Genomic DNA, 12762 nt, shown 5'->3' on the forward strand with positions numbered 1-12762 from the left:
GGGCGTTAGCGTATTCTACGTGTTTTGCGGTTTTTATGACGTTGTTCGAGTTGCCGTACATGCGCCCGGGTGGTCGCTAACGAAGGGGCCAGCCGGCGGGTTTTGATGGCGCGGACCATCGTATCGACTTCGGCCTGGGTGAATAGCCGTGCCTGTTTCGATTGGATATAGCGGATATATCCATCGGCCTGGGTGACGTTATCCGGCATCGCGGTTTTGAAGCGGCTATCGCCCACGAATACGACCACCGAATGGATTTTGGTATGGGGTATATCCAGCAAGGCCGCGAGCGCCTTGGTATGCTTATAGTTTTGGCGTAGCGGATTTTGGAAGGTAAAGGTCTTGCTATAGAGTTGCTGCGTCCAGGTGGCTTGGTCCGGGTCGCCGAATATCCAACCGCCGAAGTTCTTGGTTTCCACCACGAATATCCCGTAGCGGGACACGAAGATATGGTCGATCTGCGTGGTCCCGTCGTGGGTCGGCAAGGTCACGTTATGCAGGGCTTTATATTGGTTCCGGTCCAGGAACACCCAAGCCGATAACCGGACCCGGAATTCCCCGGCGAAGCCTTTGAATCCTTTGCTGCGGACGAGTACGCGGGTTAATGCCAGGATGGGTAATAGCCCGAAGAGGGCCGTGAAGATCGCCATCTGGGTCACAAAACCCCCTTGAGCTTGCGTCCGCCGGTGATCGCGAAACCTTGGTTTTCGTAGAAGGCCAGGGTTTTATCGAACTGGGGCAGGGGCGGCGTAGTGACTTCCAGGCGTTTCCAGCCGCGGGCCCGGCCCAGTTCCCGCGCTTGTCCGAGTAAACGCCGCCCCAGGGTTTGCGAGCGGAAACCGGGGCGTACGAATAATTCTGCAATCGTGCCGAAGCTGCCTTCGGCATAAAGGGCGTGGCTTTCGTAGAGCGCGATGAATCCCATCGGGTTTCCATCCGCCGTTTGGGCGAAGAAGACGAAGTATTTGCCCTGGGCCAGGAACTCTTCGAGCCGCGCCGTGGTGTCGGCGAGTTCGAAATTGAAGGCCGGAATACCTATCGCCGCCATGATTTCCTGGAGTAATTCGCCCACCAGGGGGGCGATTAGCGGGGCGTCGTGCGGGGTCGCGCCGTGGATGGAACAGTTCGCCGTCATTGTCGAATCCTTATCGTATCGCTCGGTTGCCGATGAATCCGTCCGCCGCCGTAAACCCAAACACAGGACAGCGGGCAAGGATCATGCTTGAGTGGTGTTATAGCACATCCCGGTGGCGATAAAGTATCGGGAAAACCGTGCGGGAAGGTGGCTTGAACCAAAGCCTGGATTCGGCCTACTAAACCCTTGGGCGGATTCGCCGGAACCCTGCGAGGCAAGCGTTATGGACAGCTATACGGATTTTCTTCTGAACGAATTGGTGGGTATGTCGGGCTTGGACGACGCCCAAGCCGCCGAGGTGGTCGAAAAACTCGAAATCCTCCGGGAAGAGGATTCGGGGATACGGGCGGTGGAGGCCGTCGCGTCCGAGGAACTGGGTTGATATGACCGCTTGGGTTGTTGATAACCAGGCCGATTGCACTGGAACGGGGCGGTTGTTCGGAGTTCTTGGTGCGGGGCGGGGCGGAAGGTTCCGCCCGGCGCTGTGCCGGGGCGGGCTAAGGCCTTGAACCGCCAAGCCTAAGCCGGTCCGGGCGGCGTTTGGCATCGTCCCTGCATACGGCCCCGCGTGGTCGTCCTAATGGCGGGGCGGCGCGATTCTGACAAAGGCGTCTTGCGAACCCTACTCTTCGAGCGGGGTTCGCCGGACGCCTTTTTTTGTGCCCAGGAAAAGGCACGCTTACTCCAAACCCACGGGTGCTTAGCGATGAACCTCAAGGAATTCAAACAAGCGGGCCATTGGCCGACGCTGTTATCGGCCTTTTTGTATTTCGACGTGTCCTTCATGGTCTGGGTGATGCTGGGACCGTTGTCGCTCTACATCACCAAGGACCTGGGGATTCCGGTCGGGGAGAAATTCACCCTGGTCGCCATTCCCATCCTGTCGGGGGCGGTGTTCCGCATCGTCCTGGGCTCGCTGGCCGACCATCTCGGGGCCAAGCTGACCGGCATCCTGGCCCAGATGTTGGTCATCGCGGGGATGGCCTATGTGTTCTTGTTCGGGCTGGGCTCCAAGTTGGAGGTGGAGTTGCTGGGCGGGCTGTTGGGTGTGGCCGGGGCCAGTTTCGCCGTGGCCTTGCCGCAGGCCAGCCGTTGGTATCCACCCAAGTTCCAGGGCATCGTGATGGGCATCGCCGGGGCGGGCAATATGGGCGTGGTGCTGGATTCGATGATCGTGCCGGTGCTGGCGGAAAAATTCGGCTGGCAGGCGGTGTTCGGCTTCCTGATGATCCCGCTGCTCATCGTGCTGGTGATTTATGCGGTCCTGGTCAAGGACGCCCCGGACAAGCGCGCCCCGGTCACGTTCGCCAATTACGCGGCGGTGTTGAAGGACGTGGATTGCTGGTGGTTCATGTTCTTCTATTCCATCACCTTCGGCGGTTTCGTGGGCCTCGGGAACGCGCTGCCCTTGTATTTCACCAGTTGGTACCACGTTTCCGGGGTCGCGGCGGGGTTGATGGCGGCCATCGTGGTGTTCGCCGGGTCGATGTTCCGGCCTTTGGGCGGCTATCTGGCCGACCGGCTGGGCGGCATCAAGGTCTTGCAGGTGTTGTTCGTGCTGGTCTCGCTGTGCTATCTCGCGATCTCGTTCATGCCGGAAGGCCCGGCCGCGCCCAGCACCAGCGCCGAGGCCAAGGTGGCGGGCTGGGGCTTCCTGGAATTGCCCGCCGTGGCCTGGGGGGCGGTCGCCATCTTCTTCGTGGGCACGCTGTCGCTGGGGATGGGCAATGGCTCGGTATTCCAATTGGTGCCCTTGCGCTTCCGCAAGGAAATCGGCGTGGTCACGGGCTTGGTGGGCTGCGCCGGGGGCGTGGGCGGGTTTTTCCTGGCGAAGGCGCTGGGCTGGTCCTGGGAGATGCAACATGGGTTCGCCTTGGGGTTCAGCGTGTTCGCGCTGCTGCCTTTGTTCGGGCTGGGCGGGTTGTTGCTGGTCAAGCGGCGCTGGCGCACCACGTGGGGCGCGGTGGCGGAGGCGCGGGTATAGCTTCCGCAACGGTGGGTTACGCTATCGCTAACCCATCCTGCGAATACGCCGTTTGTCGCCATGACCGAACCTTGCTTGAGTTTCCGCGCCGCCTTCGCCTCCTTGCAAGGGCGGCGCGAGGACAACCAGGATTTCGCCGCCATCGCCGAACCGCCGTTGCGGGAATTGGGCCTGTGCGGGGCGGTGCTGGCGGTGGCGGACGGCATGGGCGGTACCCAGGGCGGGCGGGTCGCCGCCGAGCTTTGCGTCCGGGGCTTCCTCGAAGCCTGGTATGGCCTGCCGGAAACCCTGGAACCGGAACGGCGGGTGGAACGGGCCTTGGCCCCGGTCAACCGTTGGGTCCACGCCCTGGGCCGGCACGATCCCCAACTGGCCGGGATGGGCACCACCTTCAGCGCGGTGATCCTCCGGGGCCGCCGCGCCCATCTGGTGCATGTGGGCGATAGCCGCGTCTACCGCCTGCGCGGCGAAAACCTGGAACTCTTGTCCGAAGACCATACCCTGGCCGGTCCCGGCCAGGACCATATCCTCTACCGCGCCATCGGCCTGGAAGCGCGGCTCCGCATCGATTACGCCGAATATCCCCTCGAACCCCACGACCGCTTCCTGCTGTGCAGCGATGGCGTCCATGGCGCTTTGAAAACCGCCGATCTCGCCCGCGTATTGCTGGAACGCGCCACGCCGGAAGCCACGGCGGCGAATCTCGCCGAATCGGCCCTGCAACGGGGCGGGCAGGACAATATCACCGCCCTGGTGGTGGACGTGCTCGCCCTGCCCAGGGCCGACCGGCGGGCGCTCCGCGATTGGATCGAAACCTTGCCCTTGCTGGAACTGCCCGAACTGGGCGGGATGGTGGATGGCTTCCGGTTGGAGCGGCGTTTGGCCTTGGGCCGTTATAGCGCCTTGTTCGTCGCCAGCGATCCGGGCAACGATACCCAGGTGGTGCTGAAATTCCCCCATCCCAGGGTGGCGGACGAGCGGGAATACCACGATGCCTTCTTGCGGGAAGCCTGGATCGGGGCGCGGGTGAAAAGCCCGTGGGTGGCGGAAATTTTGGAACAAGCGCCGGGCCGCCAAACCCGGCTGTATTCGGTGATGCCGTTCTATCCCGGCCCGACCCTGGAGCAGTGGCTGGCCCGGCGGGGTCCGCCCGGTTTGGAGCAAGGCATCGATATCGCCTTGAAGCTGTGCAAGGCGGTCCACGCCCTGCACCGCCAGCGCATCGTCCACCGCGATATCAAGCCGGACAACATCCTATTGCCGGATGCGGGGGGCTTGAAACTCTTGGACCTCGGCATCGCCCGGCTCCCGGCCTGGGACGAGGACGAGACCGATCCCGTGCCGGGCACGCCCAGCTATATGGCCCCCGAGTTGTTCCACGGCGGGCGGGGCGGCGTCGCCAGCGATGTCTATGCGCTGGGCGTGACCCTCTACCGGCTGTTCGGTGGTGCCTATCCTTACGGCGAGGTCGAGCCTTTCGCCGCGCCGCGTTTTGTCGGCCCGCCCCAGCCCTTGACGGCCCAGCGCCCGGACCTCCCGGTTTGGCTGGATGCGGTGCTGGAACGGGCCGTGGCCGTGGACCCGGACCGGCGCTATGCCGATAGCGTCGAACTGGCCTACGACTTGGAAGCGGGCCTTGCCAAGGGCGGCGGCAAGCGGACCCCGGCGCGGCGGCTATCCCTATACGAGCGCGATCCGCTGGCGTTCTGGAAGGGCGTGGCGCTGGCCTTGTTCGGCGGGCTGATGGTGTGCCTGTATCGGCTGGCGGGTGGATGCGGATAGGCGGCGAGCCGCACCACGACCGTTCAACTTCTCCCCCGCATGGTGCAAACTTCTCGGCGTCATGCGGGTTTTTTATGCCCGAATCCCAGTCTCCACGCCCGTCGCGCCGTCCGGCACGATCCCTGCTAATAATCCAGGCAACGGCCCCCACGCGCCAACGGCGGCGACCCAGGGCCAATGACAAAGGCGTCATGCATCCAGCGGAGTTTTCCGCATCGGCTGCGGACGCCTTTTTTTGTTGCCCGAAATATCCGCCCGGAACACAAGCGCCGGGCCAGCGAAGGCAGGAAACCTTATGAGCAAGCAGAAACTGATCCTGGTCGGCAATGGCATGGCCGGTATGCGCACCGTGGAAGAACTCCTGAAACGGGCACCGGACCTGTACGACATCACCGTGTTCGGGGCCGAACCCCACACCAATTACAACCGCATCCTGCTGTCCCCGGTGCTGACCGGGGAAAAGCGCCTGCAAGACATCGTCATCCACGACGAGGCTTGGTACGCCGAGCGCGATATCACCCTCCACAAGGGCCGTCCCATCGCCGCCATCGACCGCCACAAACGCCGGGTCCGCACGGCGGATGGCCTGGAACTCGGCTACGACCGGCTATTGCTCGCCACCGGCTCGCTGCCGTTCATCCTGCCGGTGCCGGGCAAGGATTTGGACGGCGTCATCGGCTTCCGCGATATCGGCGATGTGAACCGGATGCTGGAAGCTTCGGAACAATACTCCCATGCCGTGGTGATCGGCGGCGGCTTGCTCGGCCTCGAAGCCGCCAACGGTCTCCGGCAGCGCGGCATGAAAGTCACCGTGGTGCATTTGCTCGACACGCTGATGGAGCGGCAATTGGATAAGCCCGCCTCCGACCTGCTGAAAGCCGCGCTGGAAAAGAGCGGCCTGGAATTCAAGCTGGAAGCCCAGACCGAAGCCTTGTTGGGCGAGGAGGGCCGGGTCAGGGCGGTCAGGTTCAAGGACGGCGCGGAAATCCCCGCCGATCTGGTGGTGATGGCCGTGGGCATCCGCCCCAATGTGGAACTGGCCAAAGCCGCCGGACTGCACTGCGAACGCGGCATCCTGGTGGACGACGGCCTCAAGACCTTCGATCCCCATATCTACGCCGTGGGCGAATGCGTGCAGCATCGTGGCCAGTTGTTCGGGCTGGTCGCGCCCTTGTTCGAGCAGGCCAAGGTTTGCGCCGAGCATCTGGCCGGTCCGAGCGCCGCGGCCTACGAAAGTTCGGCGACCTCCACCAAGCTCAAAGTGACCGGCATCGATGTGTTCTCCGCCGGGGATTTCCAGGGCGGCGCGGACACCGAGGAACTGGTGTTCCAGGACCGGGGCCGGGGCGTCTACAAAAAGCTGGTGCTGCGCGATAACCGCATCCAGGGCGCGGTGCTATACGGCGATACCGCCGACGGGGCTTGGTATTTCCAGCTGATGCGGGAAGGCACCGATATCGCGGCGATCCGCGAGCAGGTGCTGTTCGGCCAGGCCCAGGTGGACGCGGCGGGCGCGGGTCCGGCTCCCGTCAACCGCGCCGCCGCCCTGCCGGACGGGGCCGAGGTTTGCGGCTGCAATGGCGTGTGCAAGAAAACCATCGTCGATGCCATCGTCGGCCACAAGCTGTCCAGCCTGGACGAGGTGCGGGCGCAGACCAAGGCTTCGGCCTCCTGCGGTTCCTGCACCGGTTTGGTCGAGCAAATCCTGCAACATACCTTGGGCGGGGCTTACGCGGCGGGCGAGGCCAAGAAATCCCTGTGCAAATGCACCGGCCACAGCCACGAGGACATCCGCGCCGCCATCCGCGAACGCAACCTCAAGAGCATTCCCGAACTCATGCGGGCGCTGGCCTGGAAAACCTCGGATGGTTGCCACACCTGCCGCCCGGCCCTGAATTATTACCTGTTGTGCGCCTGGCCGGAGGAGTACCGCGACGACCCGCAATCCCGCTTCGTCAACGAGCGCAAGCACGCCAATATCCAGAAGGACGGCACCTACTCGGTGGTCCCGCGCATCTGGGGCGGCGTCACCAGCGCCCAGGAACTCAGGGCCATCGCCGATGTGGCGGAAAAATTCCAGGTGCCCTGCGTCAAGATCACCGGCGGCCAGCGTATCGACCTGTTGGGCGTGCCGGGCGAGCAATTGCCGGATATCTGGGCGGAACTGGGCCGGCACGGACTGGTGTCGGGCCATGCCTACGGCAAGGCGCTACGCACGGTGAAAACCTGCGTCGGCCAGGAATGGTGCCGGTTCGGCACCCAGGATTCGACCCAAATGGGCATCGAACTGGAGCAAATGACCTGGGGCTCCTGGACCCCGCATAAATTCAAGATGGCGGTGTCGGGCTGTCCGCGCAATTGCGCCGAGGCCACCATCAAGGATTTCGGCGTGGTGGCGGTGGAGTCCGGCTGGGAATTGCATGTCGGCGGCAATGGCGGGATCAAGGTGCGGGCCACCGACCTGCTGTGCAAGGTCGAGACCCCCGAGGAGGTGAAGGAATATTGCGGTGCCTTCATGCAGTTGTACCGCGAAGAGGCCCGCTATCTGGAACGCACCGCGCCCTGGATCGAGCGGGTCGGGCTGGATTTCGTCAAGCGCCATATCGTCGAGGACGCGGCGGGGCGCAAGGCGCTGTATGCGCGGTTCCTGCAATCGCAAGCACCGGCCCAGGTCGATCCCTGGGCCGAACTCTCGAAACAGCGCGAGCAATTCGCGCCTTTGCACAAGCTGGGGTGAGCCATGGGCGAATGGATCGAAATCGGCCACATCGACGATATCCCGCCGCAAGCCGCCCGCACGGTGGCGACGGCCTTCGGCGATATCGCGGTATTCCGCACGGTGGACGACCGCTTTTTCGCGGTGCGCGACCGCTGCCCGCACAAGGGCGGGCCGCTGTCGCAGGGGATCGTGCATGGCGGGCGGGTCGCCTGTCCCTTGCATAACTGGGTGATCGATCTCGCCACGGGCGAGGCGGTGGCCCCGGATAAGGGCTGCGCCCATCGCTATGCGGTGAAGGTGGAGGCGGGGCGCTTGTTCCTGGGATCGGCGGTGCGATAGCGCCCGACCCTCCGCTTGTCTCCAGTCAATCATCCTAGCCATGTGAGAGCCTAGCCATGAACGCCACATCCCCCATCCGCACCACCTGCCCTTACTGCGGCGTCGGCTGTGGCGTCCTGGCGACGCCGACCGGGCCGGAATCCGCGCTCATCCAGGGCGACCCGGAACATCCCGCCAATGCCGGGCGGCTCTGTTCCAAGGGTTCGGCCCTGGGCGAAACCCTGTCGCTCGCAACCCGGTTGCTCCATCCCCGGATCGGCCCGCGCCGGGTCGGCTGGGACGAAGCGCTCGACAAGGTGGCGGGCGAATTCCGCCGCGTCATCGATACCCACGGACCCGGGGCCGTGGCCTTCTATGTCTCCGGCCAATTGCTGACCGAGGATTATTACCTCGCCAACAAGCTGATGAAGGGCTATATCGGCTCGGCCAATATCGACACCAATTCCCGGCTGTGCATGTCCTCCACCGTGGCGGGGCAGAAACGCGCCTTCGGCGAGGACGTGGTGCCGGGTTGCTACGAGGATTTGGAACAGGCCGATTTGATCGTGTTGGTGGGTTCCAATGCCGCGTGGTGCCATCCGGTGCTGTTCCAGCGCATCGTGAAGGCCAAACAGGACCGGCCCGGCCTCAAGCTGGTCACTATCGACCCGCGCCGCACCGCCACTTCGGAATCCGCCGACCTGCATCTTGCCATCCGGCCTGGCAGCGATGTGATGCTGTTCAACGGCTTGCTGAATTATCTGCGCCAGCACGACCGGCTGGATTTCGGTTTCATGGAGCGGCATTTGGTCGGCCTATCCCAAGCCCTGGACATGGCGCGGGACAGCGCCCCGTCGGTGCCCGCCGTGGCCCTGGCCTGTGGGGTGCCGGAAACCGATCTCGCCCGCTTCTACCAATGGTTCGCCCGCACCGAAAGGACAGTCACCGCCTGGTCGCAGGGCGTGAACCAATCCAGCAGCGGCACCGACAAGGTGAATGCCATCCTCAATGTGCATCTGGCGACGGGCCGTATCGGCAAGCCGGGCATGGGGCCGCTGTCCCTGACCGGCCAGCCCAACGCCATGGGGGGGCGCGAAGTGGGCGGCTTGGCCAACCAACTGGCGGCGCACCTGGATATCGAAAATCCGCGGCACCGGGCCTGGGTGCGCGAATTCTGGAACGCGCCGCGCATGGCGGAACAACCGGGCCTGAAAGCCGTGGAGCTATTCCAGGCCATCGAACAGGGCCGGGTGAAGGCGGTGTGGATCATGGCGACCAATCCCGTGGTCAGCCTCCCGGATGCGGTGGCGGTGCGGCGGGCGCTCGCGGCTTGCGAGTTCGTGGCGGTCTCGGATTGCGAGGCCGCTACCGATTTGGCGGCCTATGCCCATGTCAGCCTGCCCGCCGCGGCCTGGGGCGAGAAGGACGGCACCGTGACCAATTCCGAGCGGCGGATTTCCCGGCAACGCGCCTTCCTGCCGCTGCCGGGCGAGGCCAAGCCGGATGGGTGGATCATCGCCGAGGTCGCCCGCCGCATGGGCTATGCCGAAGGTTTCGCTTATGCCTCGCCCCGCGATATTTTCGTGGAACATGCCCGGCTGTCCGGGTTCCACAACGAAGGACGGCGCTTATTCGATATTTCCGGGCTGGCCGGACTCGACGCCGCCGCCTACGACGCGCTGCCACCCACGCAATGGCCGGTGAACGCGGCGCATCCGCAAGGCACCGCCCGCTTGTTCGCCGCGGGCGGATTCCCCGGCCCGGAAGGCAAGGCGCGGCTGTTGCCCTTGCCGCCCAAGCCGCCGGCCCATCCGCCCGATCCGGATTATCCGCTGGTCCTCAACACGGGCCGCATCCGCGACCAATGGCACACCATGACCCGCACCGGCAAAGCGGCGCGGCTCGGCCATCATTTGCCCGAACCCTACGCCGAATTGCACCCGGACGACGCCGCCCGCTTGGAGGTCGCGGACGGGGCTTTGGTCCGGCTGGCCAGCCGCCACGGTACGGCCCTGGCCCGCGCCCGCGTCACGCCGGACCAGCAAACAGGTTCGGTGTTCATGCCCATGCATTGGAGCGACACCCAGTCCCGGCGCGGTGGGGTGAATGCCTTGGTGAATCCGGTGGTCGATCCGGTGTCGGGCGAACCCGAATCCAAGCATACGCCGGTCCGGGTCGAGGCTTACCGGCCCGCTTGGCACGGGTTCCTCCTGTCGCGGGAGGCTGTGGAAATTCCCGGCCCGGACTACCGGGTCGCCGTGCGCGGCGCGGGCTATTGGCGCTATGAACTGGCGGGCGAAACCGCGCCGGATGATTGGCGGTCCTGGGCGGGGTCTATCCTGATGCAAGAGGGCGCTGCCGACTGGTTGGAATTCGCCGATGCCCGCGCCGGGCGCTACCGTTGCGCCGTGCTGGGCGGCGGGCGGTTGCGGGCTTGTTTGTTCGTCGGGGCGGAGTCGATATTGCCGTCCCGCGATTGGCTGGCGGGCTTGTTCGCCCAAGAGGCCTTGCCGGAGCGGGACCGGGCGGCCTTGCTGGCGGGACGGCCCGCCGTCGCCGGGAGCGATCCGGGCCGTACCGTCTGCGCTTGCTTCGGGGTGGGCGTGAATGTTTTGCGGAGCGCGATCCAAAGCCAGGGCTTCACCACGGTGGAGCAGATCGGCGCGGCGCTCAAGGCCGGGACCGGCTGCGGTTCCTGCCTACCGGAGTTGAACCGCCTGCTGCGCGGGACGCGGTCTTAATGCGCCGCGCTTGGCAAAGCCGGGAAGGAGCGGATACCTTGCCGTTTTTACCCATGCCGCACTGATCGCGGTAATCCAAGGATCACCATGAACCCGACGTACCGAGATTCCCCACTGAACCCAGAGGCCCGCCCATGAGCGCCGCCCTCGAAAAACGCGAGCTGACCCTGGGCTTCATCCCCCTGACCGATTGCGCCCCCTTGGTCATCGCCCTGGAAAAAGGCTGGTTCGCCAAGTATGGCTTGGAAGTCCGCCTGTCCCGCCAAGTGTCCTGGGCCAATATCCGCGACAAGGTGGCGGTCGGGGTGCTGGACGGTGCCCATATGCTGGCGGCGATGCCCATCGCCACCACCCTGGGCCTGGGCGAGATCAAACAGCCCATGGTCGCCGCGCTGTCGCTGGACCTCAACGGCAATGCCATCACCGTATCGCCCGATTTATACCAGCGGATGGCGGAGGCCGACCCCGAGGCCGCGCAGGCACAGCCGATGACGGCGCGGGCGCTGGCGCGGGTCGTCGCGCAGGAGCGCGGGGCCGGGCGTCCACCGATGAATTTCGCCATGGTGTTCCCGTTCTCGACCCATCACTATCTGCTGCGCTATTGGCTGGCCGCGGGCGGCATCGATCCCGACCGCGATACCCGGTTGCTGGTGGTGCCGCCGTCCTACATGGTGGAGTGCCTGAATATGGGCGAGATCGACGGCTATTGCGTGGGCGAGCCCTGGAACGAACAAGCCGTGGCCGTGGGCGTGGGGCGGACCTTGATTACCGACTACGACATCTGGAACAACCATCCCGAGAAGGTGTTCGGCGTCACCCGCGATTGGGCCGAGCGCCACCCCCACACCCACCGCGCCGTGCTGATGGCCTTGCTGGAAGCCGCGCGCTGGATCGATCAACCGGAACACCGGCTGGAAGTGGCCGAAATCCTGGCCCGCGAAGACTATGTGAACGCGCCGGCCGAGGTGGTGAAGATGTCCATGACCGGCTCGTTCCAATACCAAGCCGGGGCCGCGCCCCGCGCCTGCCCGGATTTCAACGTGTTCCACCGCTATGCCGCCAATTTCCCCTGGCGTTCCCATGCCATGTGGTTCGTGACCCAGATGTACCGCTGGGGCCAGTTGGAGGAGCCCAGGAATATCCGCGAGGTCGCGGAACAGGTCTACCGTCCCGACCTGTACCGGGAAGCGGCCCATGCCTTGGGGCTCGCCAGTCCCGCCGTGGACTACAAAACCGAGGGCGGGCACGCCGGGCCATGGACGCTGGACGGCCCGGCACCCATCGCCTTGGGCGCGGACCGGTACGCCGATGGCCGTTGTTTCGATCCCGCCGATCCGGTGGGCTATCTGCGGCAATTCGATATCCATCGGTTGCGGGTGTCCTTGGACCAACTGGCCGGGCTGAATCCATGAACGCAGAGCGATTGAAAATCATGCTGGTCGATCAGGACGCCGGGCGCAGCGCCATCCTGCGCCAAGCCCTGAGCGACGCCGGGCATACGGTGGTGGCCCGCATCGAGCCGGGCCGGAGCCTCCTGGGCGAGGTGCAATCGTGCCAGCCCGACATCGTCATCGTCGATATGGAAGCGCCGGGCCGCGACACCCTGGAGCAAATGCGCGAAATCGGCCGCGACCAGCCCAAGCCCATCATCCTGTTTTCCAACAAGCGCGATGGCGAATACATCCGCCAGGCGGTGCAGGCCGGGGTCAGCGCCTACGTGGTGGACGGCCTGAGCCGGGAGCGGATCATGCCCATCGTCGAGGTGGCGATAGCGCGGTTCCGCGAGTTCGAGGCGCTGCGGCAGGAATTGCACGAGACCAAGAGCCAACTGGCCGACCGCAAGGTGATCGACAAGGCCAAGGGCGTGTTGATGCAGCGCCGGGGCTTGAGCGAGGACGCGGCCTATCAGTTGCTGCGCAAGGCCGCGATGGACCGCAATCTCAAGGTGGCCGAGGTGGCGCGGACCTTGTTGGCGCTGGAAGGCTTGTAGCGGCCCGCCGGACACGGCGGAGTGTTCTATACCTTGGGTTCCCAGGTCGCCAAACCGGGCTTGGGCGCCGAAATGATTTCCGTTCCATGCCAA

10 protein-coding genes are annotated in these 12762 nt (G+C 64.9%); 8 read left to right on the forward strand and 2 right to left on the reverse strand.

Going from position 1 to position 12762, the window contains the following annotated elements; genetic code table 11:
* Positions 1 to 5 precede the first annotated feature (5 nt).
* Both K5658_RS04180 and K5658_RS04185 read right to left on the reverse strand, forming a co-directional pair.
* Positions 6 to 650, reverse strand: a complete 645-nt coding sequence (locus K5658_RS04180) for a nuclease-related domain-containing protein (protein ID WP_246628622.1) — start codon at positions 648 to 650, stop codon at positions 6 to 8.
* Between the two features lie 5 nt (positions 651 to 655).
* On the reverse strand, positions 656 to 1135 hold the full coding sequence (locus tag K5658_RS04185; protein ID WP_221065726.1) for a GNAT family N-acetyltransferase: 480 nt from the start codon (positions 1133 to 1135) through the stop codon (positions 656 to 658).
* Between the two features lie 223 nt (positions 1136 to 1358).
* Here K5658_RS04185 and K5658_RS04190 point away from each other — a divergent pair, with 223 nt between their 5' ends.
* The 8 genes from K5658_RS04190 (at position 1359) to K5658_RS04225 (ending at position 12669) form a co-directional block, all read left to right on the forward strand.
* On the forward strand, positions 1359 to 1517 hold the full coding sequence (locus K5658_RS04190; protein ID WP_221065727.1) for a hypothetical protein: 159 nt from the start codon (positions 1359 to 1361) through the stop codon (positions 1515 to 1517).
* Positions 1518 to 1841: 324 nt separating this feature from the next.
* Complete coding sequence (locus K5658_RS04195) at positions 1842 to 3119, forward strand: nitrate/nitrite transporter (RefSeq protein WP_221065728.1); 1278 nt, start codon at positions 1842 to 1844, stop codon at positions 3117 to 3119.
* Between the two features lie 60 nt (positions 3120 to 3179).
* Positions 3180 to 4901, forward strand: a complete 1722-nt coding sequence (locus K5658_RS04200) for a bifunctional protein-serine/threonine kinase/phosphatase (protein ID WP_221065729.1) — start codon at positions 3180 to 3182, stop codon at positions 4899 to 4901.
* A gap of 295 nt (positions 4902 to 5196) precedes the next feature.
* Positions 5197 to 7638, forward strand: coding sequence for a nitrite reductase large subunit NirB (gene nirB / locus K5658_RS04205; RefSeq protein WP_221065730.1), 2442 nt, complete (start codon positions 5197 to 5199; stop codon positions 7636 to 7638).
* 3 nt (positions 7639 to 7641) lie between these two features.
* Positions 7642 to 7959 carry a nitrite reductase small subunit NirD gene (gene nirD, locus K5658_RS04210; protein WP_221065731.1) on the forward strand — a complete coding sequence of 106 codons (318 nt, stop codon included), beginning with the start codon at positions 7642 to 7644 and terminating at the stop codon, positions 7957 to 7959.
* Positions 7960 to 8015: 56 nt separating this feature from the next.
* Entirely contained in the window at positions 8016 to 10679 is a 2664-nt protein-coding gene (locus K5658_RS04215; protein WP_221065732.1) for a nitrate reductase, read from the forward strand.
* A 134-nt stretch (positions 10680 to 10813) separates the two neighbouring features.
* Complete coding sequence (locus K5658_RS04220) at positions 10814 to 12091, forward strand: CmpA/NrtA family ABC transporter substrate-binding protein (RefSeq protein ID WP_221065733.1); 1278 nt, start codon at positions 10814 to 10816, stop codon at positions 12089 to 12091.
* Positions 12088 to 12669, forward strand: a complete 582-nt coding sequence (locus tag K5658_RS04225; protein ID WP_221065734.1) for an ANTAR domain-containing response regulator — start codon at positions 12088 to 12090, stop codon at positions 12667 to 12669. The genes K5658_RS04220 and K5658_RS04225 overlap by 4 nt, the downstream gene beginning before the upstream one ends.
* Positions 12670 to 12762: the final 93 nt, after the last annotated feature.

Origin of the sequence: Methylomagnum ishizawai, assembly GCF_019670005.1 — a bacterium.
GTDB classification, from domain to species: domain Bacteria; phylum Pseudomonadota; class Gammaproteobacteria; order Methylococcales; family Methylococcaceae; genus Methylomagnum; species Methylomagnum ishizawai.